The organism is Sporofaciens musculi, assembly GCF_009830285.1.
Taxonomy (GTDB): Bacteria; Bacillota; Clostridia; order Lachnospirales; family Lachnospiraceae; genus Sporofaciens; species Sporofaciens musculi.
The window spans coordinates 95,937-121,798 of the sequence record NZ_WUQX01000001.1 but is presented as its reverse complement, the minus strand read 5'-3'; the positions used below and the strand labels follow the sequence as shown (position 1 = coordinate 121,798).

General features: G+C 45.9%; 16 protein-coding genes, 1 tRNA gene, 3 rRNA genes and 1 pseudogene. 18 read left to right on the top strand and 3 right to left on the bottom strand.

Annotated elements, in window-relative coordinates; genetic code table 11:
* The first annotated feature begins 45 nt into the window (after positions 1-45).
* The 10 genes from GN277_RS00585 (at position 46) to GN277_RS00540 (ending at position 13,884) form a co-directional block, all read left to right on the top strand.
* Positions 46-882: a transketolase gene (locus tag GN277_RS00585; RefSeq protein WP_159748984.1), complete on the top strand. Its 837-nt coding sequence runs from the start codon at positions 46-48 to the stop codon at positions 880-882.
* Positions 870-1,811 carry a transketolase family protein gene (locus tag GN277_RS00580; protein ID WP_159748981.1) on the top strand — a complete coding sequence of 314 codons (942 nt, stop codon included), beginning with the start codon at positions 870-872 and terminating at the stop codon, positions 1,809-1,811. The genes GN277_RS00585 and GN277_RS00580 overlap by 13 nt, the downstream gene beginning before the upstream one ends.
* Positions 1,812-2,099: 288 nt before the next feature.
* On the top strand, positions 2,100-3,194 hold the full coding sequence (locus GN277_RS00575) for a LysM peptidoglycan-binding domain-containing protein (protein WP_159748979.1): 1,095 nt from the start codon (positions 2,100-2,102) through the stop codon (positions 3,192-3,194).
* A gap of 72 nt (positions 3,195-3,266) precedes the next feature.
* Positions 3,267-4,520, top strand: coding sequence for a DUF5711 family protein (locus GN277_RS00570; RefSeq protein WP_159748977.1), 1,254 nt, complete (start codon positions 3,267-3,269; stop codon positions 4,518-4,520).
* Positions 4,521-4,529: 9 nt separating this feature from the next.
* A complete protein-coding gene (locus GN277_RS00565; RefSeq protein WP_159748975.1) occupies positions 4,530-5,444 on the top strand; it encodes a CvpA family protein in 915 nt (304 codons plus the stop codon).
* 740 nt (positions 5,445-6,184) lie between these two features.
* Positions 6,185-7,715: ribosomal RNA gene (locus GN277_RS00560) — 16S ribosomal RNA — on the top strand.
* A 78-nt stretch (positions 7,716-7,793) separates the two neighbouring features.
* Positions 7,794-7,911, top strand: a 5S ribosomal RNA gene (gene rrf / locus GN277_RS00555).
* Between the two features lie 594 nt (positions 7,912-8,505).
* Positions 8,506-11,413, top strand: a 23S ribosomal RNA gene (locus GN277_RS00550).
* Together the 16S, 23S and 5S rRNA genes with 1 tRNA gene alongside form the textbook arrangement of a ribosomal RNA operon.
* Positions 11,414-11,565: 152 nt before the next feature.
* Positions 11,566-11,637: transfer RNA gene (locus GN277_RS00545), tRNA-Asn, on the top strand.
* 459 nt (positions 11,638-12,096) lie between these two features.
* Complete coding sequence (locus GN277_RS00540; protein ID WP_159748973.1) at positions 12,097-13,884, top strand: methyl-accepting chemotaxis protein; 1,788 nt, start codon at positions 12,097-12,099, stop codon at positions 13,882-13,884.
* 175 nt (positions 13,885-14,059) lie between these two features.
* On the opposite strand, the gene GN277_RS00535 is transcribed toward GN277_RS00540, so the two are convergent.
* Together GN277_RS00535 and GN277_RS00530 are read right to left on the bottom strand one after the other, a co-directional pair.
* Positions 14,060-14,335: a rubredoxin-like domain-containing protein gene (locus GN277_RS00535; RefSeq protein WP_159748970.1), complete on the bottom strand. Its 276-nt coding sequence runs from the start codon at positions 14,333-14,335 to the stop codon at positions 14,060-14,062.
* A gap of 175 nt (positions 14,336-14,510) precedes the next feature.
* Positions 14,511-15,362 carry a helix-turn-helix transcriptional regulator gene (locus GN277_RS00530; RefSeq protein ID WP_159748968.1) on the bottom strand — a complete coding sequence of 284 codons (852 nt, stop codon included), beginning with the start codon at positions 15,360-15,362 and terminating at the stop codon, positions 14,511-14,513.
* Positions 15,363-15,519: 157 nt separating this feature from the next.
* Here GN277_RS00530 and GN277_RS00525 point away from each other — a divergent pair, with 157 nt between their 5' ends.
* From GN277_RS00525 to GN277_RS00510, 4 genes are all read left to right on the top strand, one after another.
* Entirely contained in the window at positions 15,520-16,743 is a 1,224-nt protein-coding gene (locus tag GN277_RS00525; RefSeq protein ID WP_159748966.1) for an MFS transporter, read from the top strand.
* A gap of 31 nt (positions 16,744-16,774) precedes the next feature.
* A complete protein-coding gene (locus GN277_RS00520) occupies positions 16,775-17,785 on the top strand; it encodes a glycosyl hydrolase 53 family protein (RefSeq protein WP_159748964.1) in 1,011 nt (336 codons plus the stop codon).
* Positions 17,786-18,382: 597 nt separating this feature from the next.
* A complete protein-coding gene (locus tag GN277_RS00515; protein ID WP_159748962.1) occupies positions 18,383-20,512 on the top strand; it encodes a methyl-accepting chemotaxis protein in 2,130 nt (709 codons plus the stop codon).
* 201 nt (positions 20,513-20,713) lie between these two features.
* Complete coding sequence (locus GN277_RS00510; protein ID WP_159748960.1) at positions 20,714-21,940, top strand: MFS transporter; 1,227 nt, start codon at positions 20,714-20,716, stop codon at positions 21,938-21,940.
* 90 nt (positions 21,941-22,030) lie between these two features.
* Here GN277_RS00510 and GN277_RS00505 read toward each other — a convergent pair whose 3' ends face one another.
* Positions 22,031-22,561: an ECF transporter S component gene (locus GN277_RS00505; RefSeq protein WP_159756227.1), complete on the bottom strand. Its 531-nt coding sequence runs from the start codon at positions 22,559-22,561 to the stop codon at positions 22,031-22,033.
* A 270-nt stretch (positions 22,562-22,831) separates the two neighbouring features.
* On the opposite strand from GN277_RS00505, the gene GN277_RS00500 reads away from it, so the two are divergent.
* The 4 genes and pseudogenes from GN277_RS00500 to GN277_RS32295 all read left to right on the top strand — a co-directional run bounded on the left by GN277_RS00500 (position 22,832) and on the right by GN277_RS32295 (position 25,846).
* Positions 22,832-24,115, top strand: coding sequence for an ABC transporter substrate-binding protein (locus GN277_RS00500; RefSeq protein ID WP_159748958.1), 1,284 nt, complete (start codon positions 22,832-22,834; stop codon positions 24,113-24,115).
* A gap of 84 nt (positions 24,116-24,199) precedes the next feature.
* Positions 24,200-24,427: pseudogene (locus tag GN277_RS00495) on the top strand (sugar ABC transporter permease); the annotation flags it as partial.
* Positions 24,428-24,446: 19 nt separating this feature from the next.
* Positions 24,447-25,097, top strand: coding sequence for a LysR family transcriptional regulator substrate-binding protein (locus GN277_RS00490; protein WP_159748956.1), 651 nt, complete (start codon positions 24,447-24,449; stop codon positions 25,095-25,097).
* A 182-nt stretch (positions 25,098-25,279) separates the two neighbouring features.
* A complete protein-coding gene (locus tag GN277_RS32295; protein ID WP_330587006.1) occupies positions 25,280-25,846 on the top strand; it encodes an AAA family ATPase in 567 nt (188 codons plus the stop codon).
* Positions 25,847-25,862 lie beyond the last annotated feature (16 nt).

Sequence of the window (25,862 nt, the reverse complement as noted above, 5' to 3'; positions counted from 1 at the left end):
TGGGTGGGGCTTTCAGGATTGCATTAATTATTTAGGAGGTTCAAAATGAACAAATTGGAGTTAATGAAAACAGCGAACGAGATTCGCAAAAGCATTGTTACAGCCGTACACAGTGCGAAATCCGGACATCCGGGCGGCTCTCTGTCCGCGGCAGATATTTACACTTATCTTTTTTTTGAGGAAATGAACATAGACCCGAAGGACCCGAAGAAGGCGGAGCGCGACCGCTTCGTGCTGTCAAAGGGACACACGGCGCCGGGATATTATTCTACGCTGGCCCACAGGGGATTCTTTCCGGTGGAGGATCTTACAACGCTGCGTAAGGTAGGCTCATATCTGCAGGGACATCCAGATATGAAGCACATTCCGGGCGTGGATATGTCAAGTGGTTCTCTTGGTCAGGGAATCTCTGCGGCGGTAGGAATGGCAATTTCCGCCAAGTTATCAGAAGATGATTACCGTGTATACACGCTGCTTGGAGACGGTGAGATTCAGGAGGGCCAGGTATGGGAGGCTTCCATGCTTGCGGCTCACAGGAAGCTGGACAACCTTGTTGTAATTGTGGACAACAACAATCTTCAGATTGATGGTCCGATTGACGAGGTCAACTCTCCATATCCGATTGACAAGAAGTTTGAGGCATTTAATTTCCATGTAATTAATATTAACGGAAATGATTTCGATGAAATTGCTGCAGCCTTTAAAGAGGCAAGGGAGACAAAAGGACAGCCAACAGCGATTATTGCGAAGACTGTCAAGGGCAAGGACGTTTCCTTTATGGAGAATCAGGCGGCATGGCATGGCAATGCCCCGAATGACGAGCAGTATGCGGTTGCAATGGCAGATTTAGAGAAAGTAGGTGAAGCATTATGTCAGATGTAAAGAAAATCGCAACAAGAGAAAGCTACGGCAATGCTTTAGCCGAATTAGGAAATGAGCACAAAGATATCGTTGTTCTGGACGCTGACCTTGCGGCAGCAACAAAGACGGGCGTATTTAAGAAGGCTTTTCCAGAGCGTCACATTGACTGTGGAATTGCAGAGAGCAATATGATGGGAGTTGCGGCAGGAATCGCGGCAACAGGCAAGGTTCCTTTTGCAAGCACATTTGCCATGTTCGCAGCAGGACGGGCGTTTGAGCAGGTGCGTAATTCTATTGGATATCCGAAACTGAATGTTAAGATTGGCGCAACTCACGCCGGAATCTCTGTAGGAGAGGATGGAGCCACTCATCAGTGTAATGAGGATATTGCTCTGATGCGGACAATACCAGGAATGGTTGTGATTAACCCCTCTGACGACGTGGAGGCAAAGGCAGCGGTAAAGGCGGCTTATGAGCATGTGGGGCCTGTGTATCTCCGGTTTGGCAGACTTGCGGTTCCTGTGATTAACGACAATGAGGACTATAAGTTCGAGCTTGGTAAGGCAATTACCTTAAGAGAAGGAACAGACGTTACGATTATAGCCTCCGGACTTACGGTATCCGAGTCTCTGGCTGCGGCTGAGAAGCTGGCGGCAGACGGAATCAGTGCGGGCGTGATTAACATTCATACAATTAAGCCGCTTGATGAGGAAGCGATTATAAAAGCGGCAGAAAAGACCGGAAAGATTGTGACTGTGGAAGAACATTCTGTGATAGGCGGCCTTGGAAGCGCAGTTTGCGATGTAGTTGCAGAGAAAGCGCCTGCAAAGGTAATGAAGATTGGCATTAACGATGTATTCGGAGAATCAGGACCGGCAGTACAGTTGATTCAGAAGTATGGTCTGGATGCAGAAAGCATTTACGAGAAGGTAAAGACATTCGTAAAGTAGAAGATTGATTGAACAATAAAGGTTATTTCTTATAACCTTCATAGCTGATAAAGGGCTGTCTGAAAATGTTATTTCGGACAGCCTGTTTTTATGGTTCATAGATTTACAATCCCGTCTTCTCATGATAAAATATAAAAATTGACAAGTATTGTGTTATGTTTGAGACAACCCGTCGAAAATAACTGCAACGTGCCGGAAATTTCCAGGGACAAGCCCCACCGATTGATAAAATATGCAAAATCCATATGCTATCATTAGCAAAAATATGCAAAATGAGGTGACGAGTGTATGGAAAGACAATTTCCGAAAAACGTAAGGCAGATAGGCAATGTCGGTGACGAGCCTAAGATATACGTGGAAGATTATGTGGATATTTATCTGAATCAGCTTCAGCAGCAGGCGGAGGAAACCCCTGTTGGAGTTATCCTCATTGGTGAGATACTAAAGCTGGAAGGACAGGATGTGGTGTGCATATCCGGAGCAATGGGGATCAGGGATGTCCGAATGAACGGTACGGAGATTGTCATAGAAAAAGAAACCTTTAAGGGACTGGATGAAGAACGAAAGAAATATTTCCCTTCCAGTGAGTCGGTGGGATGGTGTCTGATTGAGAATGGACATCCTTCGCGGCAGGATAGGGAGATTAAAAGAATTCATCATAGAAATTTTGCGAGAGATAATACGGTATTCATTTGGAAGGATGCGCTGGATCAGGAAGAAACTTTCTATTCTTACAGAAATGGAGACCTGGTGCAGATGGATGGACATTACATTTACTATGAGAAGAATCCAGATATGCAGAACTACATGATCATGACGCGTAAACAGAACGGCGTAATTCCCTGTGAGGTGGTAGAGGATCGGGCGGCGAAGGATTTCCGCAGCACTGTCAGAGCAAGGATTGAGGAGAAGGAGAGGCAGAGCTCAAGGCTAATCTATGCCACCAGCGCATTGCTTGTGGTGGTGGTGCTTGCCATCGGCATCTCAACGGTGAATAATTTTGATAAGATGGAGGCGGTTCAGGATTCCCTGGAGTCTTTGTCCCAATCGGTCAACCAGCCGGAGAGCACGACAAAGACTGTCAGTGAGGATCAGGCGGCAGTTCCTGCAGGCCAGCCTATTGAGGAAACCAATACAGGGGAACCAGAGAGCGTGGAGAAAGCGGAGGAAACGGCAGAGACGGGCGGTACGGTTCCGGACCCGTCTACAATACAGGAGCAGCTTGGAAATGAGAATTATTATGTTGTGCAGAAGGGAGATACCTTAGACAGCATTAGTGTAAAATTATATGGAGACACGTCCCATGTTAAGGCAATCTGTAAGATGAACGGTCTGTCAGACGGCAATTTAATCTATATCGGACAAAAATTATTGTTACCTTAGCGGTAAAATATGTTACAATAAATAGAACTTTAAAAGAAAGTATACGAATGAATAGCAATGAAGGGGAGATGAATGAAACGGCAAAGAGATAGAAACCTTCATGTTGTCAGAGAACAGGAAGATCCAACGGACAGGATTGTAAGAGAGATTTTAGACGAATTGAATAATGAGGATGATTTTCAGAGTGAGTTAGAAGATTCTGGCAGAAGGCATAGGAGATTCTTAAGGCGCAGATGGATTGTAGGCATTATAGTGTTGCTGGCAGCGGCAGCAGGGGTCTATCTTCTGGTGAATCTTCAGACATACAGCCAGGTGCGTGTGACGGATGAATACAATAATGGAGGGACAGCCAACAACAGTTACAGAGAGTTTGCGGACGGAATACTGAAATATAGCAGGGACGGGATTTCCTATCTTGACCAAAAAGGGGAGGAGCAGTGGAACCACTCCTATCAAATTAAGAATCCATATATTGAGGCGGGGAATTCATCGGCTGTGGTTGCAGACAAGGGTGGGAATGATATCCTGGTCATCCAGGAGGATGGGGTTAAAGGAGAGATTCATACGGCGATGCCCATCGAGAAGGTGAGTGTTTCTGAGCAGGGAATTGTAGGTGCGATACTTAAGAATGATACCTCGGCGGAGATTATGTGTTATGATATTGCAGGCAATCTACTGGTGGAGCACAAGACATCCTCTGTGGGGACAGGCTACCCCTTGGATATTGCTCTGTCAGAGGATGGAAAGGTGATGCAGGTTCTGTATTTTTACACCCAGGACGGAGCGATGACCTCGAAGGTTATGTATTATAATTTTGGCGAGACAGGAAAAGAAAAGACGGATAATCAGGTGAGCAGTCATGAATATAAGGATACGGTCATGGCGTCAGGATTTTTTCTTGATGAGGATACGTCTGCCGCGGTAGGGGATAACTGTCTGGCTATTTATCAGGGAAAAGAGGTTCCGGAAGAAAAAGTACAGATTGCACTTGACAAAGAGATTAAAAGCGTAATCCACAATGAACATTATATTGGCCTGATTCTCAAGAATGAAGGGAAAGAAGGGTATGAGCTGCGCCTGTATAATGGAGACGGAAAGGTAGTCATTTCCAAGGATTTTACCGGAGATTACAGCAATGTGAAGCTGTGCAAAAGACAGGTAATTATGTATGACGGTAAGAAATGCAGTATCTTTATGAGAAATGGAATACAGAAGTTCGACGGAGAGATGGAATATAACATCATGGAGATTTTTCCAGTGGCGGGCGTAAATAAATACATTGTGATGAGTGCAGACGGGATGAAGAAGGTCCGGCTGGTAAAATAAGGAGAAGATATGAATTGGTTGTTGATTACAGTAATGATAATCTTTCTGATTTCTATAGTGGTAGGTGCCGTTAGAGGCGCCGTTAAGATTCTGGTTTCACTTGTGACGACACTAATTACTTTTTTAGTCGTATTTTTCGCAACACCCTATGTGTCAGATGCTATTGTAAAATTTACACCTTTGGATGAAGCGATTGAGACCCAGGTGAGTAATACCATTGCTAATGCGGCAATGTCTCAGTTGACGGGAGGTAGCGAAGGTGGAATGACGGCGGAGGGGGTACGAAAAGCTCTGGGTGCAGCAGGGCTTGACGAGGATACTCTTGCACAGTATGGGATTACGGTTGAAGATATCGTGAATGGGAATATCAGCAAGAGCGAGCTTGCAAAATACGGGATATCCAGCAGCGTTCTTGATGGTCTGCTTGCAGGGCAGAAGTCGGCGGCAGAGGCTGTTGAGGAGGCGGAGATTCCCCGTGAGATGCAGATGGAGGCGATTCAGAATGCAGATTTACCGGATGTGTTTAAGAGCCTGCTGAAAGTGAACAATAACAGTGAGATATATGAACAGTTGGGAGTAAAGACATTTGCACAGTATGTGGGGAGTTTCATGGCGAAGCTGTTTATTGATATTGTATCCTTCCTGTGTACATTTCTGGTGGTGACAATTATCTTTCGGGCGATTGTATTTGCGTTGGATATTGTAGCTGAGCTTCCGGGAATTGGAGCGGTGAACCATCTGGTAGGAGGACTCATGGGTGTGTTGGGAGCTCTGATTGTTGTATGGATTCTGTTCCTAATTATTACGTTGATGTTTACGACGACAATTGGAAAAGAAATGTTCAGGATGATAGAGGCAAATGGTTTTCTACAGGTGTTATATGATTATAATCCGATTTTGAAGCTGGCTACTTTATTTAGATAATTTCAGATGAAAAACGAATCGTAACAGACAGGGGGAAGAAGCCTGGATGTTACGATTTTTTAATAGCTTGGTTGGCGAAGACTATAGGTCCTGTCAGGAGTATAAATCATAGCGTGCCTTTGAGCACACTGTAATGCATACCCTTTGGGTGGACTTCATCCAACAAAGTATACCTAAAGGGCACACCGTAATACATGCCTTTCGGGCTGGTGGACTTCGTCCATTAATGTATAGAGGAAATATTAAAGAAAATAAAAATAAAAAAATGAAAAAAGGGGTTGACTTTTAAAATGAAAGGTGATAATATTAACAACTGTCGCGGGTATGCGATGGAGTTTTCTGGAAAAGCATTGAAAGAAAGGCTTTGAGAAAAAGAAAACAAAAAATTAAAAAAAGTTGTTGACAAGCGACGAAAGATGTGATAATCTAATATAGCTGTCGCAAGAGAACAACGAACAGCAAAGAACCTTGATAATTAAACAATAGACAACAACCCTGAAAATTTCTTGAGAGAAATTTCAGAACGTGGTTTTAAATGAAAAAAATCTGGCTTAGCCGGATGGCTCAGAAGTTTAAAACCAACCTTATAAACAGTAATAACGGGAAAAGAAAAAGCGAGCATTTTTCTTGACCGAGATTAAACGGAAGGATGCTACACAGCTCTAAGCTCGTGGGAAACCTCGCTAAGAACTGTGTAGCGTCTAAACGCTAAGGTTTGTGAAAGACCAAACCTAAGCTTTTTAGACGAGAGTTTGATCCTGGCTCAGGATGAACGCTGGCGGCGTGCCTAACACATGCAAGTCGAGCGAAGCACATGAATACGATTCTTCGGATGAGGATTCTTGTGACTGAGCGGCGGACGGGTGAGTAACGCGTGGGCAACCTGCCTTACACAGGGGGATAACAGTTAGAAATGACTGCTAATACCGCATAAGACCACAAAACCGCATGGTTTGGTGGTAAAAACTCCGGTGGTGTAAGATGGGCCCGCGTCTGATTAGGTAGTTGGTGGGGTAACGGCCTACCAAGCCGACGATCAGTAGCCGACCTGAGAGGGTGACCGGCCACATTGGGACTGAGACACGGCCCAGACTCCTACGGGAGGCAGCAGTGGGGAATATTGCACAATGGGGGAAACCCTGATGCAGCGACGCCGCGTGAGCGATGAAGTATTTCGGTATGTAAAGCTCTATCAGCAGGGAAGAAAATGACGGTACCTGACTAAGAAGCCCCGGCTAACTACGTGCCAGCAGCCGCGGTAATACGTAGGGGGCAAGCGTTATCCGGATTTACTGGGTGTAAAGGGAGCGTAGACGGCTTGGCAAGCCAGATGTGAAAGGCTGGGGCTCAACCCCAGGACTGCATTTGGAACTGTCATGCTAGAGTGTCGGAGAGGCAGGCGGAATTCCTAGTGTAGCGGTGAAATGCGTAGATATTAGGAGGAACACCAGTGGCGAAGGCGGCCTGCTGGACGATGACTGACGTTGAGGCTCGAAAGCGTGGGGAGCAAACAGGATTAGATACCCTGGTAGTCCACGCCGTAAACGATGACTACTAGGTGTCGGGTGGCAAAGCCATTCGGTGCCGCAGCCAACGCAATAAGTAGTCCACCTGGGGAGTACGTTCGCAAGAATGAAACTCAAAGGAATTGACGGGGACCCGCACAAGCGGTGGAGCATGTGGTTTAATTCGAAGCAACGCGAAGAACCTTACCTGATCTTGACATCCCCCTGACAGCTTCGTAATGGGAGTTTTCCTTCGGGACAGGGGAGACAGGTGGTGCATGGTTGTCGTCAGCTCGTGTCGTGAGATGTTGGGTTAAGTCCCGCAACGAGCGCAACCCTTATCTTCAGTAGCCAGCATTAAGGATGGGCACTCTGGAGAGACTGCCAGGGACAACCTGGAGGAAGGTGGGGATGACGTCAAATCATCATGCCCCTTATGACCAGGGCTACACACGTGCTACAATGGCGTAAACAAAGGGAAGCGAACACGTGAGTGCAAGCGAATCCCAAAAATAACGTCTCAGTTCGGATTGTAGTCTGCAACTCGACTACATGAAGCTGGAATCGCTAGTAATCGCGAATCAGAATGTCGCGGTGAATACGTTCCCGGGTCTTGTACACACCGCCCGTCACACCATGGGAGTCAGTAACGCCCGAAGCCGGTGACCCAACCGAAAGGAGGGAGCCGTCGAAGGTGGGACCGATAACTGGGGTGAAGTCGTAACAAGGTAGCCGTATCGGAAGGTGCGGCTGGATCACCTCCTTTCTAAGGAAAAAGAGAAGAAGTAAGGGATTGTTGTCTATTGTTTAGTTGTCAAGGCTGTTAAAAGCCATGATGGCAATGTCTGGTGGCGACGCGTTTGAGGGAAACACCCGTACCCATCCCGAACACGAAGGTTAAGCCTTAAGCGGCCGATGGTACTGCACTGGAGACGGTGTGGGAGAGCAGGTGGCCGCCAGACTTTAAAAATCTTAATGAGAACAGGCGAAGCGCAGGTCGAGTTTGGATTTTTAAGTGGTTCACCAAGCAAAGGTAAGGTGAACATCCTGAAACGACAGAGTGCGTAAGATAAGATTACGCCGAGTCTTTAGGTATAGATACAGGCAAGGATGAGCAACAACTTATCAACGCCAACCCAATCAGCAGGGCAGTGCTGTTCTGATAACTGGTTTTACCAGTGATTAGAGATTTGAATAGAGGAAGTTCTAAAGCAGAGGCTTTAGAACAATCTTCATACTAAGCTCGTGGGGACCTCGCTAAGTATTCAGGTTTCTAATGACTGATAAAAAGCAGTCAACATGTACCTTGAAAACCGCATACAAGAAATAAATGATAAGATAAATATCTTAATCAAGACATCCGAGGTAATTTAAATGAACACTTCACAAATGCGAAAGCAGAGGTGTTAGTGTGAATTATGTTTGGCAGTTATGCCAAATACATTTAGATTATATCCAATTCGAGAAAACGAATTCAAAAAACAACCTATAAGCCAACGCCGGTAACGCTATACCGGTGAGAACAAGCAAAACATCCCGTTTTCGCAAGTTCAGTTGGTCATGCTAGAAAGAGCGTATGGTGGATGCCTTGGCACTAAGAGCCGATGAAAGACGTGATAAGCTGCGAAAAGCTTCGGGGAGGAGCAAATATCCTACGATCCGGAGATCTCTGAATGGGGAAACCCACTTGAGCAAACCTCAAGTATCCTTAACCCAATTCATAAGTTAAGGAAGGGAACCCGGTGAACTGAAACATCTAAGTAGCCGGAGGAAAAGAAAGAAACTTCGATTTCCAAAGTAGCGGCGAGCGAAATGGAATGAGCCTAAACCAGTGTGCGTGCACGCTGGGGTTCGGACCGCGTAATTGATTCGTGAGTCTTAGCAGAACGGTTTTGGGAAAGCCGGCCAAAGAGGGTGAAAGCCCCGTAAGCGAAAAGACAAATGACATGGCGGGATCCAGAGTACCACGAGACACGTGGAACCTTGTGGGAATATGCGGGGACCACCCCGTAAGGCTAAATACTCCTTAGTGACCGATAGCGCATAGTACTGTGAAGGAACGGTGAAAAGAACCCCGTGAGGGGAGTGAAAAAGAACCTGAAACCATATGTTTACAAGCTGTGGAACATCCATATGAGATGAACCGCGTACTTTTTGTAGAACGGTCCGGCGAGTTACGCCGACTGGCGAGGTTAAGTCCTTAAGGGATGGAGCCGAAGGGAAACCAAGTCTTAATAGGGCAAGCGATACCCATAGGGTAGCGCAAGAGTCAGTCGGAGTAGACCCGAAACCGGGTGATCTATCCATGTCCAGGATGAAGCTGCCGTAAAAGGCAATGGAGGTCCGAACCCACATCCGTTGAAAAGGGTGGGGATGAGGTGTGGATAGGGGAGAAATTCCAATCGAACCCGGAGATAGCTGGTTCTCCTCGAAATAGCTTTAGGGCTAGCCTCATACAAGTCTTGCGGAGGTAGAGCACTGAATTTCCTAGGGGGCGTCAAAGCTTACCGAAGAATATCAAACTCCGAATGCCGCGTAGATGATGTATGGGAGTCAGACTGCACGAGATAAGTTGGGTAGTCGAAAGGGAAAGAGCCCAGACCTACAGCTAAGGCCCCAAAATGTATGTTAAGTGGAAAAGGATGTGGGATTTCAAAGACAACTAGGATGTTGGCTTAGAAGCAGCCATACATTCAAAGAGTGCGTAATAGCTCACTAGTCGAGAGGTCCTGCGCCGAAAATGTCCGGGGCTGAAACATACTGCCGAAGCTTAGGAATCAGAAATGATTGGTAGAGGAGCATTGGATACTGGAGGAAGCAGTACTGAAAAGAGCTGTGGACGGTATCGAAGAGAGATGCCGGAATGAGTAGCGAGAGGAAGGTGAGAATCCTTCCGGCCGAATATCCAAGGTTTCCAGGGTAAAGCTGATCTGCCCTGGGGAAGTCGGGACCTAAGGCGAGGCCGAGAGGCGTAGCCGATGGACAACAGGTTGAGATTCCTGTACCACAATTTAACAGAACTGTGGGGACACGTGTGGAAAGCATAAGCCGGGAATGAAGAAACCGGCGCAAGCGAGGTAGGAGGTACATTGGCAAATCCGTGTATCAATCTGAAGACGTGATGCGGACCGAATTAAGAGTAGGGAAGTATGTGAGCCATGCGTCAAGAAAAGCCGCTATAGTTTGAATTGTGCCCGTACCGTAAACCGACACAGGTGGATGAGGAGAGAATCCTAAGGCCGACGGGAGAAGCATTGTCAAGGAACTCGGCAAAATGACTCCGTAACTTCGGGAGAAGGAGTGCCAGGTAAGACTGGCCGCAGAGAATTGGCCCAAGCAACTGTTTAGCAAAAACACAGGTCTGTGCAAAACCGAAAGGTGAAGTATACGGGCTGACGCCTGCCCGGTGCTGGAAGGTTAAGAGGAGAGGTTAGCGAAAGCGAAGCCTAGAATTGAAGCCCCAGTAAACGGCGGCCGTAACTATAACGGTCCTAAGGTAGCGAAATTCCTTGTCGGGTAAGTTCCGACCCGCACGAAAGGCGTAATGATTTGGGCACTGTCTCGACAATGCACCCGGTGAAATTGAAGTACCAGTGAAGATGCTGGTTACCCGCGCCAGGACGGAAAGACCCCATGGAGCTTTACTCCAGCTTGATACTGGGATTCGGTATTGCATGTACAGGATAGGCGGGAGGCTGGGAAGTGGTGACGCCAGTTGCCATGGAGCCGCTGTTGGGATACCACCCTTGCAGTATTGGATTTCTAACCAGAGGCCGTAAGCCGGTCTGGGGACAATGTCAGGTGGGGAGTTTGACTGGGGCGGTCGCCTCCGAAAGGGTATCGGAGGCGCTCAAAGGTTCCCTCAGAATGGTTGGAAACCATTCGTAGAGCGCAAAGGCAGAAGGGAGCTTGACTGTGACACCGACGGGTGGAGCAGGTACGAAAGTAGGACTTAGTGATCCGGTGGTATAAAGTGGGATTGCCATCGCTCAACGGATAAAAGCTACCCTGGGGATAACAGGCTTATCACTCCCAAGAGTTCACATCGACGGAGTGGTTTGGCACCTCGATGTCGGCTCATCGCATCCTGGGGCTGAAGTAGGTCCCAAGGGTTGGGCTGTTCGCCCATTAAAGCGGTACGCGAGCTGGGTTCAGAACGTCGTGAGACAGTTCGGTCCCTATCCGGCGCGGGCGTAGGATATTTGAGAGGAGCTGTCCTTAGTACGAGAGGACCGGGATGGACTGGCCGCTGGTGGATCTGTTGGCTAATCAAGGCCATGGCAGAGTAGCCAAGCCGGGAGGGGATAAACGCTGAAGGCATCTAAGCGTGAAGCCCCCCTCAAGATGAGATATCCCTACCAAGTGTAGTAAGACCCCTTGAAGACGACAAGGTAGATAGGGCGGAGGTGGAAGTGCAGTAATGTATGGAGCTGACCGCAACTAATCGGTCGAGGGCATGACCAAAGGTGGATAGGTAAAGGAAGAAGATGGAAGATCAGATAGAGCTTAGAATAGAGTTTCTTGTGTGCAGTTTTGAGGGTACATGAAAAAACACTTGCTATATAAGATACGAAGAAGTATAATATAGTTAGTGTTTCTTTAGATTAAAAGAATAATCCTCGATAGCTCAATGGTAGAGCACACGGCTGTTAACCGTGGGGTTGTTGGTTCGAGCCCAACTCGGGGAGTTAAAAAAGTTCCGTAAGCATTAGTGTTTGCGGAACTTTTTTATACAAAAGTTATTCTGTTGCTTTACATCTTGTTTTGGAGATAGTTTTTTGTTATAATCTATATATATTTGGTATGGAAAGCTTGATAAATGGAATTTCCTGTGCTATTGGTTAAGTAGGCACCGTACTTTCTACTCAATTTTATATGGCGGCACAGGGTTTCTATGCTCACAGTAATCTGTGGGAATAGAGGCTTTTTTGTTTTACAAACCACAGTTGGAAAATGCCATTTGGATTTCAAAGTGGCAGGGACGTTACAATAGAGGAGGGGGAGAAGTATTACGAAAGATATTGCTTGAAGGAATAAAAAATAACTATTGAGCGTTATGAGAAAGGAGGGTCGTAGAAAGAGAATTATCATACGATTATTGAAAAAAGATAAAAAAATTTTGATGGAACAAAAAGGAGAAATGTCAAATGTTAAAAAATGTGAAGATTCGGGGCAGGTTGTTGATATCCTATATGCTCATTACGGTCCTGTTGGTGATTGTCGGTGTAGTTTCGATTTTCATGCTTCGAGAGGAGAGTAGCAGATTGCAGGAATTCTATGATCAACAGTTTCAAACGGTAGAAAATGCATTGGATATGCGGCGTACAGTTTTTTCTGTTCGGGGCAATATCCTATCTTGTATTGTAGAATATAGCGACGATACCGTTGACTCTGCTAAAAGCGATTTTCAGAGTCTCTACACCCTGCTGGATGAACTTAAAGGGACATATCAGGGAGATATGTCTCAGCTCACCCAGATAGAGCAGAATTTGAACAGTGCAGAGCCCGGCTTGTCCCAGGTGACAGATTTAGCAGAACAGCAGCTGGATGATGAAGCGCTGGCACTTTATAAGAGTAATTACAAGCCGTACATGGACGAGACGCGGGATATTTTGGTCAGTGTAGGCGAGATTGCTCAGAAGAACGCTTTGAATAAAGTAGAAGATGGCGCCAGACTGGCTAGAATTTCCAATATCATTGTGATTGTGATAATTTGTCTTGCGGTGGCAGTCAGTGTGATATTGGCCTTGGCTATGAGTAATAGTATTCGTAAACCGGTGGAAGAAATTCGCCAGGTGGCCGCAAATATGGCCAAGGGTCAGATGGATATGGATATTACCTATCAATCCGCTGATGAGCTTGGCGAAATGGCGGAACATATGCGGGAATTAACTGGAATTGTGAAAGATATTGTCGGAGATGTCGATTATTGCATGAATGAGCTGGCGCAGGGCAACTTTACGGTGGTCAGTAAACAGCGGGAAGCATATGTTGGAGATTACGCAGGTATTCTGAAAGCTATGCGCATTCTGAAAGTGTCTATGAGCGACACGCTGAGTCAGATCGAGATTGCTGCAGATCAGGTTAATGCGGGCGGAGACCAGGTATCAAGCGGTTCGCAGGCGTTGGCCCAGGGCGCTACGGAGCAGGCTTCCTCCGTGCAGGAACTGGCCGCTACTATTCAGGATGTGAGCGGGCAGGTGGAGTCCACCGCTTCTCATGCTAGAACTGCCAAATCTGAGAATGATCATACCCACCGGCAGATTGGCGTTTGTTCCGGAGACATGGATGCTCTGATGGATGCCATGGGTAAGATTGAGTCCCATTCTAATGAGATCAGCAAGGTCATCAATACCATTGAAGATATTGCGTTCCAGACTAACATTTTGGCTCTGAATGCCGCTGTTGAGGCTGCGCGCGCCGGTGCTGCAGGTAAGGGATTTGCTGTGGTTGCGGACGAGGTCCGTAACTTGGCCAGCAAGTCTGCCAAGGCGGCCAAGAGTACTGCTGTGCTGATTGAAGACACCGTTTCAGCGGTTAAGGAGGGGCTTGACCTGTCCCAAGAGACGAGTCAGGCGTTGCAGACCGTGGTGGAAAGCTCCCAGAAGGTGTTGGAGGCTGTCAACTTGATCTCCAGCGCCACCGAAGATGAGGCTAATTCTCTCTCTCAAATTTCCGCGGCTGTGGATCAGATTTCCAGTGTAGTGCAGACGAACTCTGCTACCGCTGAAGAGTCTGCCGCTGCAAGTGAGGAGCTCTCAGGACAGGCTAATGTGCTCAAGGGGCTGATCAGTCGGTTTCGTCTGGATAACAGCGGCCTTGCAGGCGCACCCACGTATAGAGAGTCTGGTGTGAAACACAACAGTAATAGTACATCTTCATCTAGTGCAGATAAGGATACTTTTGGAGAGTACACAGACGACGCAAAATATTAATGCAAGATGTTGATCAGCTCTGAATTTTCAGAAGATGAAAATATATTTGAGTATAATGGATTGATTTTTGCTTGGGATGTAGAACCAGGGGAAGAGTATATAGAAGGGGCAGTCAGGAAATAGACAGCCCCTTTTGTCTTTGAACTTAAGTCCAGTTTAGATTTTCTATCGTTCTTTAGAATTTTTCATACTGTCGTTCTGGCCCGCCACAGACCGGACAGCGTTCAGGGATAGAGTCGCCTGCCATTACATATCCGCAGATTGGGCAGACATAGACGGTCGTTCCTTCATATGTCTTTACATTGGCGGCCTCCTTTAGAATGGCGGCATGGATTTTCTCGGCTGCCCCAGCGCCCTCATAAGCCTGCTGAGCCAGAGGATACTGGTGTTCATTTGCATATTTGGCAAGGGCCTTATACAAATACTCGTATTCAAATTCCTCTCCCGCCACATAGGTTTCTACTTCATGAAAATGAACGACATGATGCTATACGTCACAGGCACGGATATCCTTTGATACAAGTGTAAGTTCATCTTCTTCAAACGAGCGAAATGCATTGTCTAGTACAATATCTGCAAAATGCTCCATCAGCAGAGCATAATTCTTTTCCCCCGTTAAGTTAGTTTTATATAATTTTCAGTGTATTCCGATATTTGGTCGGCGCCATATGGTAGTTTTTCTGAAAATACCTGCTGAAATATAATGGATTCTCGAATCCGCACACAGTTGAAATCTTGCTTATATTATAGTTGGTAGAGCTGAGCAGCTCTTTTGCATGGTTCAGCCGGACTTCATTAATATATTTTTTCGGAGTGCAACCGGTATATTTTGAAAATTCTTTTATAAACCAGCCGGTGCTTGTTCCATATGTCCTTGCCAGTTGTTCTGTTGTTAAATCCTGATTGTATTTCAGATGGATGGTTTCCAGGATTTCTTCCATTTCCTCATTATAGCCATTCCTGTTTCTGTGCTTCTGCTTCTGCGCCTCCCGTGCAAGCATCCAGATCAGCTCTTGTCCTTTCAGATTGGTAATCTGAAGATAGCCCGCCTGTTTCATGCTAAGCTCGCGTATGATTCCTTCAAACAAAGCTGGAATGTAGGATGCCATTCCGGTATTTATTACCTGCTGGTCTAACCCTGCTTCCTCTAATAGATTGGGGATATCATTTCCGGAAAAATGCAGCCAGTAAAATTGTGCATTTTCTAAATAACGAAAAGAATACTGCTGTATTTCAAAAGGCTGGTAAACTATAGTACAGCCTTCGTTTAATATAACCTCCTGGTTATTTAAGAAAAAATGACCCTTTCCCTGATGGATATAGATAATCTGGAAGTCTTTTCTGCCGTACAGTCGGTTTATACTCATGTTTTTATTGCCGTTAAAAGAAACCCTGCCGCAGCTATGAACCAGAAAAGGAAGGTTTACATTATAATTATCAAGATCTTCATCATAGAGATATGCTGAAAATTGTAGCATATGGAAGACTCCTTTCAATCTATGGGGACAATATTTTTGCCGCGCATTACGGGTTCAATTTTGTCTATATATCAGATTATAAATGATATTCCCATTACGTCAATGATTTTCTATAATTTGGTTAATATTTGATTAATAGAATTGAGAGGAAATAATTATGAGTACAATGAAGAAATCATATTGGATTGGATTTTCTGTGCTTGAAGTTTCATACTGGAGTTTTCATGCTTCATTTATTGGCTTTTTAATGTCATATCTTTTGACAAAGGGAATTACCAATACGGTTGTAAGTATATTTCTGGCCTCCTATCTCCTGGCGGCGTTTCTGGGTTCATTTATCTGGGGGATGGTGTGTGACCGTTTTCATACGAACCGGAAGGTTTCAATCCTATGCTTTTTGGCGGCAGGGGTGTTGATGTATTTGATTTACTTTTCTTACGACAGTATTCTCGTACTTGCCGTTTTGTATCCATTGCTGGGGTTCGTGTCTCTGCCCCATGCGACAAATATAGATTCATGGCTTTTGCTGACCTGCGAAAATAATCTTTCGATTTATGGGAAAATCCGCTGCCTGCCGTCTCTTATGTTTGCGATTACGTCTGTGATACTTGGACAGCTTGTCTCAGCTTTTGGCTATCATTTTATGCTGATATTCGGTACATTTTTCCTGCTGACGGGCATTGCAGCAGCGGTTATGCTTCCGGACAGTAAGGATGCGGCGCAGGAGAAACCGGCTGGCGGTTTTAGCGTCCGTTCCCTGAAACAAATGTTTTCCACATGCTCCAACGATGGGCCAGGATATAGTTATCTGATTATCATACTGTTGTTGGTTGGGCTGGCGGTTGCGCCGATAAATAATCTGAAGACAGCGGTTCTTCAAAGTGTTAGAGGTACTGTCGCGGACATTGGAATAGATGCGTTCATCTGTGCCATTACACAGGTGCCGTTTATTGCTTTGGCAGATAAGCTGGAGAAATATTCCCTCCGTCTACGGTATATATTGATTGCATTGCTGCCCTTTCTGACAATGGCGCTGGCATTTGGCGCTGTATCGCCGGTCATGATTTTCGCCGGTTCATGTCTCCTCAATATGGGCGTGGGGATTATGCTGCCTACAATGCGAAGTGTAACAGAAAGAAATGTTGCGCCTGCGTATCGTAACCTGGGGCACAATATTGCAGACGCGGTATATAACAGTGTGGCGGGAATTGTCAGTCTGTTGTACTCTGGCTTCGTGATTGACCGGTTTGGAGTAAAGAGTATGCTGTTTCTCTGTATCCTGATTGTTTCCATACCGGTTATCATAACCTTGTATGATGCAGTCCGACATTGGGCATCGGCGCTGCGTCTGCATGGAAATATACTGCATAAAGAATCATAGTGTCGATGTGATGTGTGAAAGGAGTAGAAGAATGATGAAACAAATAATTTATGGCGTAGACTTAGGATGGGCGACCCAGTTGGAGACAATGGGATATCGCTGGCTGAATGAAGCAGATGAGGAGACGGATTTATTAGAAGCGTTAAAGGAATTGGGGGTAAATGGGGTTCGACTTCGTGTTTTCGTCAATCCGCCAGAGGAGGCTTTCTGGCAGAAAACAGAGGATGAACTTTGTATGCTTGGCTTCTGTGATGGAAAAAATGTGCTTAAGATGGCAAAGCGCGTGAAGGAGAAGGGAATGAAGCTGATGGTAGGCTTCCATTACAGCGATCATTTTGCCGATCCAGAGCACCAAGATATCCCACTGAAGTGGAGGAATGATACAGATAATCAGTTAGAGAAACGAATCGCAGACCACACGAGGGAGGTTATGAGGCTGTTTGCGGACAATGGTGTTTGTCCGGAATGGGTGCAGGTGGGTAATGAGATTAACAATGGGCTGATGTGGCCCAGAGGGAGCCTAAAGGATGAGCCGAAGCAGTTGGTTCGCTTCCTGAATATGGGTTATGATGCGGTGAAGGAGCTGTGTCCAAAGTGTCAGGTAATTACCCATCTGGCAGAGGTATGCAACAATGATTTTTGCGGCGCTTTTTTGGATAATTTCTTTGCTGAAAATGGAAAGACGGATATATTAGGCTTCTCCTATTATCCCTACTGGCAGCAGTTTAAGAGTGATAAGGATATGCTTTCTGAGAAATTAAAGGGCTATTCCAGGGCCTTCCATAAGCCTGTCATGATTGCAGAGGTGGGCGGACTGGAATATGACGACGAGGGCAGTTATAAGATTGTGAGCGACTGTGTAGCCGCTATGATGGAGCAGGACGGGCAGGAGGAATGTGGAGTTTTCTACTGGGAGCCGGAGGCGGCTTCGGAGATACTGCCGGACCATTATCCCCTGGGGGCGGCTAAGCTGGTGGGGGAAAAGACGCTAAAGTTTAATAAGGCCCTTCGGGCGTATCGGGACTGTGAGGCTGCGAGATGAGCCTGTATGTCCCCTTCCCCAGTTTTTTGACTAATGCTGCGTTTTCACACTGATTCAGAATCCTTTGAAGCTGCCTTGCGCTGCAATGAAGATGAAAAGCAGCCTGTTCAATGCGATAATCTGTACATTTATGTACATGAAAGATATAAATTCAGGTTCAATAATTAATTCTTAATAATAAATTTTTATATGTCAAAATTCATTGTAAATGGGTTATTTTTATGTTATACTCTTTAACAGTTAAAAAAATATGCGGAATTTGCAAAGGTACACTTTTTGCAAACGATGAGGCTGCTGAGATTGCGCATATGAGGTCGAAAAGAGAGTTGTTATGAGAGGTTCGAGAATATTTCCGATATTTCACGCTAAGAGGATGATTTTGACAGGTATGAATATGGGCAATGGGCAGAAGTGAGTATTTATGTTCACTTTTCCAAGGCGACTGTAAAATAGTGTGGTTCTTACCATACTATTTTGTTTTTTACAGAAGGTTCTGGTTGGGGGTTCAAAAAGTATAACGTAAAGGTGGAGAAAAGCAAAGGAAACACATGAGAGAATGAGCCTGGTATTTTTAGGCTTTGTGAAGGAGGAAAAGATATGTTAAAAAAATTGAAGCTGGCTCAAAAACTGGCCTTGGTGATTGGTTCGATTCTGGCTGTCAGCCTGGTAATCCTTGTAGGGATTACGGTCTTTATGTCCGAGTCGGCAATTACAGAGGCTACTTACGGTGAACTGGAGGCAATCTGTAGTTCAAATGCCAAGGATATTCAGACGATATTTGATGAATCGGAGACTGCTTCAAAGGATATGCAGGCATTTCTGGAGAAGTCTTATCAGAAGGCCGAGGCTGACCCGTCGCTGAATATAGTGCCTACGGATCCGGAGGCAGTAGCTCTTTGTCAGAGCAGTATCTATGGAAGAGTGATGACGCCGATTAACTATGATATTGAAGTGTACCTGAGTGAGACGGCGCGGAATGCAGCGGTCAATAACGAAGATCTTGAGGGCGTGGGCGTAATGTTTGAGGCGTATAAGTTTCAGGAGGATATGAAGGATTATGCGTTCTACATAGGGGCGGATCATGCAACAGGAAAGGTGGAGCCTTTCGGTGCGTATGAGGTCTATTCTCAGGAGAATTATTATAAGCAGGCGGCTGAGAAGATGGACAGCGTGGTTACAGACCCTTATGATTATAACGGAGTTTCTATGGTTTCCTATGCAAGTCCGGTAATCCATAACAGTGAGCTCAAGGGGATCGTGGTGGCGGATATTAATGTCACCAATTTTGATAAGGTTGAGACTACCAATGAGGATTATCCCAGCATGTACTGTACGATTTACAATGCCAGTGAGATGATTATCTATGACAGTGAGGCCAAAGAAGATATCGGGAAGTCTCTTTCAGACTTTACTCCGAATGCCAAAGAGCTGAAGGCAATTCAGGAAAAGATGGGTGGAGATACGGAATTCCAGATTGAAACGACACGGGAGGACGGTAGTAAGGTTACGAGGTTCTTTACGCCAATCAATGCAGCAGGGGAGACTTGGTGGGCGTTGACAGCCGTTCGGACAAGAGATATTGACGCTTTGATCAAGAATACGATTTATTGGATGGTTGCCCTTTCTGTGGTGGTTTTGATTGTTATTATCGCTACGATTATTTTGGTTTTGAGAAGAGTGTTAAGACCTGTTCAGGGTATTGTTAAGGCGGCCAACAGTATTGCAGAGGGTAATCTGGATGTGACTCTTGAGGCGGCAAATGAGGATGAGATTGGAATGTTGTCGAATACATTTGCCCGGATGGTAGACACATTGAACCGGATTGTCACGGATTTGAAGTACGTCCTGGAGGAGATGGCAGAAGGTAATTTTACGGTCAGGACAAAGGCAGAGGAGAGCTATATCGGTGCATTTGAAGGGGTTCTGCTCTCTGTGCGTAAGATGAACCGAAGACTTAGCAGCGCGTTGGGGCAGATTGATGTTTCGGCGGACCAGGTGTCTATGGGCAGTGACCAGATGGCGTCAGGCGCCCAGGCTCTTTCTCAGGGCTCTGTAGAACAGGCGGCTTCGGTTGAAGAACTTACGGCAACGATTTCAGGAATTGCTGAGCATGTCCAGGGGACAGCCCAAAATGCGGCGGACGCCAGGAATATTTCAGCTCAATCCGGAGAGGAGACAGCAGTATGTAATCAGCAGATGCAGGAAATGGTTGCTGCCATGGATGAGATTGGAAAGCGGTCGGCAGAGATTGGAAAGATTATCAAGACTATTGAGGATATTGCTTTCCAGACGAATATTTTGGCGCTGAATGCGGCTGTAGAGGCTGCCAGGGCGGGCGAAGCCGGAAAGGGCTTTGCGGTTGTGGCTGACGAAGTGCGGAATCTTGCAGGGAAGTCTGCCAGCGCTTCTAAGAGCACGTCTGAATTGATTCAGGGAGCTGTCAGCGCTGTGGATAAAGGTATGGAGATTGCCAATGAAACGGCTCAGTCGTTGGAGAAGGTGGTAGAGAGCAGTCGTGCGATTTCGGGTCTGGTGGACAAGATTGCGGAGGCAGCGGTAGAGCAGTCTATGTCTCTTGAGCAGGCTACGAATGGTATGAATCAGATTTCCAGTGTTGTTCAGACGAATTCGGCAACGGCAGAAGAAAGTGCGGCGACAAGTGAAGAATTGTCCAGTCAGTCTCAGATGCTTAGGAATCTGGTGAGACAGTTTAAACTGAGAAAGTAATAGATGGATGAAGCCGGTATATAGGTTCGTTTAGAAATAAGGCGAATCTATATGTCGGCTTATTTTTACTTATGGATAATCCTGATTGACATTTATAAGGTTGTGGAATACAATCATTATCAAGACAAATCACAGGCGGGGGTGTAACTTTGATGTAAAAGCAGGCAGATATGGGGAATACAATAAGATTGGATGAAAAAGATGAAATTAATATCACAATATAAGGGATTGCGCAGGGAGATTTATATCCTGTGCTTTGGAAGGCTGGTTACTGCCATGGGCGCCATGATTTGGCCTATGCTGACGATGATTCTGAGCCAGAAAATGGGGATGAGTGCAAAGCATATCGCATGGGTTATGGCATTAGTAGGGATTTTGTCCCTGCCTGCTAATCTGATTGGCGGGAAGATGGCAGACCATCTAAATAAAAAAATGAATATTGTTTATCTGGATATTGTTTCCGTGATCTGTTATGTGGTCTGTGCCGTGATTCCGTTATCGGGCAAGTCTATTGTTCTGATGTTTATTGCGGCCACATGCCAGAGTATGGAGCATCCGTCCTATAATGCGCTGACGGCGGATATTACGGTGACGGACGACCGCGAACGGGCATATTCTCTACAATATCTCTGTACGAACCTGGGATTTGTCATGTCTCCGACGATTGCAGGGTTTCTGCTTCGGGATTATCTATGGCTGGCTTTTCTAATCAGCGGGGCAGCCATCGGCTGTTCTGTGGTACTGATTTTCTTCATGGTGAAGGATATCACTCCGGTAATGGATACCAGCCAGAAGGCTGTATATCAGGCTGACAGGGAAGGAGAGGGACTGTGGACGGTCTTAAAAGAGAATAAAATGATAGTTCTCTATATCCTGGCAGTCAGCGGTTACTATGCTACTTACCAGATGTATAATTATTTGCTGCCTCTGGATTTGGCCAGGCTGCACGGTGATAATGGGGCTGTGATTTTCGGTTCCATTACCAGTGTGAATTGTGTGGTGGTTGTGGTATTTACTCCCTTGTTTACCAGAATGTTTCCATGGATTTCGGAAACGGTCAAGACGCTTTTAGGCCAGGTGCTTCTGGTTGCGGGGTTCGGGATATTTCTGCTGTTTATGGGGTGGATACCTGTATATTATATTGCCATGATTGTGCTGACCTGGGGCGAGGTGTTCAGTATGCTGGCGGAAAGCCCGTATCTGACGAAACGAATGCCGGCAAGCCACAGGGGAAGGATTAACGGTCTGTCAGAGGTGCTTAGGACAGGGCTTACCAGTGTTTATCAGTTGTTGATTGGTTATATATACGGAATCGGGGCGTCGTTTGCGGCATGGATGACGGTTCTGGCCTTTGGAGGAGTGTTTGTGTTGCTGTGTGTTGTGCTGGTGGTGAAAGACCGAAAGGTATATAAGAATCTGTATCTTTAAGACATTTATAATGTAAGAAAGGAGCTGTCAGGAAATGTTGAAGAAAACACAACATTTCCTGACAGCCTCATTTTATAATCAGAAGCAATACTATGCGTGAGAGCTATGGGTAATCTGCCTGATATCCGGTACTGCCATTAGAATCGGGTACAGTACAAATGCAATGATAAGTCCGCTAAGCCCCTGAATCAGATTGGCGGGAATACTTGCCATTGCCGTGGTCACTCCATAGAGAGGTATCTCGCAGAGAAAATACCCTCCGGCTACAAGGACGATATCTGCGATTCCTCCAAGGATGACAGCCGTACATTGACTCTTAGACGTCTTTCCAACCTTCATGTAGAGCATACCGGCAATCCATGCAATGATTCCCTTGACCGCAAATGTAATCGGCACGTAGATAAAGTATCCGCCCAGCAAATCTGCCATAGCTGAGCCGATTCCTGCCGCCAGAAGCCCCCAGATTGGGCCAAGGATGACGCCGGAGAGAATGACGAGGGCGTCTCCGGGATGTATATATCCGCCGGTTCCCGGCGTGGGAATCCGGATGGACATGGTCGCTGCACATGCCATTGCGGCGAATAATGCTGTCATGACAATTTTCTTTAGATTCGTATTCATGTTCACGTTCATTACCTCTTTTCTTATTTTCTTATAAATATTATGTAGATACTTTATACCATATCTGGATTGAAAGAAAGAGCCAATAATTGTAAATATAACCATACCAGTTTGGTGTAAACGGTTCTCATTTTTCCATAATAATATTCATTTTTCTATGTTCAAAATACCATAAACTGTTCCCATTATTTCATTCCTTATGAAAATCTTAAAAAGTATAATGATACAGAAAATAAAAGGTCATTATGACGAAAAGGAGGAAGTTAAGCTATGAGAAAAAGGAACAGGCTCATTGCGGTACTTCTTGTATCTGCAATGACAATGGCTCTGTCTGCCTGCGGCGGCAGCGCAGAAGGAGAGTCAAAGGGAGAGTCAAAAGGCGACGGAACTCTTACGGTTGCGATCTGGGATGTAGGGCAGCAGCCAGGATTAGAGGAGATTATGGCTGATTTTACGGAAAAAACTGGAATTAAGACGAGCCTCCAGGTTATCGAGTGGGACAGCTATTGGACGCTTTTGGAGGCGGGAGCGTCAGGTGGAGAGATGCCAGACGTATTCTGGATGCATTCCAATGAGGCTTACCGGTACATGTCTAACGACATTCTGCTCGATTTGACGGATAAAATCGAAAAGAGTGAGGTTCTTGAGATGGATAAGTTTCCGGAGGATTTAAGGGAAATGTATCAGTTTGAGGACAAGACATATGCCGTACCGAAGGATATGGATACAGTTGCAATCTGGTACAACAAGGATATGTTTGACGAAGCCCAGATTCCTTATCCAGACGGAAACTGGAGCTGGGACGAGTTCTATGAGATTGCCGAGAAGCTCACCAAGGATGATGGAAGCCAATTTGGGTTTGCGGCAAGTACCGTAAACGAACAGGATACATGGATGAATATCATCTATTCCATGGGTGGATGTGTGCTGACGGATGACTGGAAGTCTGGATTCGACGACCCGAATACGATTAAAGCCATGGAGTTTGTTGACAAATGTATAAAGAACGTGATGCCGCCTGCGGCTACCATGTCAGAGACCGGTACAGATGTGTTATTCAGTTCCCAGAAAGTGGCGATGATTTCTCAAGGCTCCTGGATGGTGTCTGCATTCAAGGATAACGAGGACATTGTAGCCCACGGTGATGTTGCAAGGCTTCCGAAGGATGAGGGGACAGGCAAGAGTGTTTCCATGTACAACGGCCTTGGATGGGCTGCGTCTGCCAACACTAGTATGCCGGATGAGGCGTATCAGTTAATCGAATGGTTTGGTTCAAAGGATATGCAGCAGAAGCAGGCAGATTTGGGAGTAACAATGTCTGCGTATGAGGGGGTATCCGATAATTGGGTGAACTGTACAGATGCATTTAACCTTCAGCCATACCTAGACGCTTTGGAAGGCGACCTTGTGTTCCGACCCCACACAAATTCTACGCTGGCATGGTGGAATCCGATGGTGGAAGAACTAAAAGCGCCCTGGAACGGAGAGGCTGACATGGCAGAAACTTGCGAGAAAATTGCCGACATGATGAATGAGACGATTGCAGAAGAATAGTGAAAGCAGGAAGGAGTGAGACCCATGGCAATGCCGAAGAAAGGGACGACTCAAGAGAGAAATGAGTTTATATGGGGATGGCTGTTTATCCTTCCCACTATGGTGGCGGCCCCGGCGGCCATTGCCATGGTATGGAGGTGGCTGTTTAACTCAGAGTTCGGTCTGCTGAACCATATTTTCGGGACAAAGATTAACTGGATTTCTGACCCAAAGATTGCAGTGTATGCTATCGGTGTGATTGGTGTCTGGTCTATCATTGGTTACAATATGGTACTGTTTATATCTGGACTTCAAGAGATTCCAGGGGACTATTAAAAGCAACATCCGGCAGATGGCGCTGTCAATTACCGGTATATGTGAGGGGAGGATTAGTATCGGAGCGATTCCAGGAGTCGGCAGACAGTGGCTTCCTGATATTATTAAAGGGTTTTCTGTAAATTATCCGAAAGTATCTTATGATTTGGTGCATGGTGTGGCGGAGGAGATACAGAAGGAACTATGTGGGGGAAGGATTGACTGTGGGCTGACGACGGCCTTCCCTGTGAGCCATGAGCTTAAGTTTACGCCTCTTTATGAAGATGAATTCATTGTCCTGCTTCCAGCAGGGCATTTTCTGGCGGACAGAGAGGAGATTGGACTTAGTGAGATAGCAGGAGAGCCGTTGATTTTGCCAGATTCGAGACTTGATTCCAGCCTTGAAGATATTTTCATCCGGAATCATTTTACGCCTAATATTTATCTGAGGGGGAGGGATGAGATTAGTATGCTTAAGATGATTGAGAATGGATTGGGGATCGGGGTGCTCTCCGGCCTGGGGATCGGCGGGCTTCCGATATCTGACGGTGTTGTGTGCCGGCGGTTTCAGGAGCGTTATGTGAGAGTGGTGGGGATATCAGTGCGCAAAAACCAGAAGCAGCCGCTTCTTACGGATAAATTTACGGAGTTTGCAGGTACATATATAAAGAAAGCAGCCGGTTGTTGAACTCAGGGAGTAGAGATGAAGGATAAGCTTCGGGCAGATTTTTCCATTGCATTTCCTAATAGATAATTTTTTGTTTTTGGAGAGATTGCCTATTGTACCTTGAGATAGAAAACGAGATTCAGTATAATTAAAGGAGAGGACGATACCAAAAGAAGGAGGACAAATACGAGGAGGAAGGCAGTATGGGAATCTATGTGAATCCAGGTAATGTTTTGTTTGAGATAGCTCGTTTTTCGGATATATATGTTGATAAAAGTATGCTGATTGCAAGGACGAATGCATTGTATAGGAAAGAGAGAAGGTTTATCTGTGTAAGCCGTCCGCGGCGGTTCGGGAAGTCTATGGCGGCAAATATGCTGGCGGCTTATTATAGCCGTGGATGTGATTCGGCAGAAGTGTTTGCAGGATTAAAGATTGGGAAAGAAGCGCAGAAGGCGTATCTGGATTTTTTAAGAGGGCTTTTTAAAGATTCTGAATACGTAGAGTTAGCGTACATGACTGGTATTTTGCCAATCAAGAAGTATGGGGAGCACTCGGCGGTGAATATTTTTGATGAGTATTCCTTGATTTCGCCAAAGAATCTGGGTGAATATTTTGGATTTACAGAAGAAGAGGTATGTCTGCAATGTGAGCAGCAGGATATGGAGTATGCAGAGGTAAAGAGATGGTATGACGGTTATCTTATCGGCAATCTTCATATTTACAATCCTAAGTCTGTGGTTGATGCGCTGACATGGAAGGAATTGTAGAGTTACTGGACAGGGA

Coding starts and splice junctions, on each gene's coding strand:
- GN277_RS00510 (WP_159748960.1), top strand. CDS start 20,714: ATGAAATTAATATCACAATATAAGGGATTGCGCAGGGAGATTTATATC.
- GN277_RS00575 (WP_159748979.1), top strand. CDS start 2,100: ATGGAAAGACAATTTCCGAAAAACGTAAGGCAGATAGGCAATGTCGGT.
- GN277_RS00530 (WP_159748968.1), bottom strand. CDS start 15,362: ATGCTACAATTTTCAGCATATCTCTATGATGAAGATCTTGATAATTAT.
- GN277_RS00565 (WP_159748975.1), top strand. CDS start 4,530: ATGAATTGGTTGTTGATTACAGTAATGATAATCTTTCTGATTTCTATA.
- GN277_RS00520 (WP_159748964.1), top strand. CDS start 16,775: ATGATGAAACAAATAATTTATGGCGTAGACTTAGGATGGGCGACCCAG.
- GN277_RS00505 (WP_159756227.1), bottom strand. CDS start 22,561: ATGAATACGAATCTAAAGAAAATTGTCATGACAGCATTATTCGCCGCA.
- GN277_RS00525 (WP_159748966.1), top strand. CDS start 15,520: ATGAGTACAATGAAGAAATCATATTGGATTGGATTTTCTGTGCTTGAA.
- GN277_RS00585 (WP_159748984.1), top strand. CDS start 46: ATGAACAAATTGGAGTTAATGAAAACAGCGAACGAGATTCGCAAAAGC.
- GN277_RS00515 (WP_159748962.1), top strand. CDS start 18,383: ATGTTAAAAAAATTGAAGCTGGCTCAAAAACTGGCCTTGGTGATTGGT.
- GN277_RS00570 (WP_159748977.1), top strand. CDS start 3,267: ATGAAACGGCAAAGAGATAGAAACCTTCATGTTGTCAGAGAACAGGAA.
- GN277_RS00490 (WP_159748956.1), top strand. CDS start 24,447: ATGGCGCTGTCAATTACCGGTATATGTGAGGGGAGGATTAGTATCGGA.
- GN277_RS00540 (WP_159748973.1), top strand. CDS start 12,097: ATGTTAAAAAATGTGAAGATTCGGGGCAGGTTGTTGATATCCTATATG.
- GN277_RS00500 (WP_159748958.1), top strand. CDS start 22,832: ATGAGAAAAAGGAACAGGCTCATTGCGGTACTTCTTGTATCTGCAATG.
- GN277_RS00580 (WP_159748981.1), top strand. CDS start 870: ATGTCAGATGTAAAGAAAATCGCAACAAGAGAAAGCTACGGCAATGCT.
- GN277_RS32295 (WP_330587006.1), top strand. CDS start 25,280: ATGGGAATCTATGTGAATCCAGGTAATGTTTTGTTTGAGATAGCTCGT.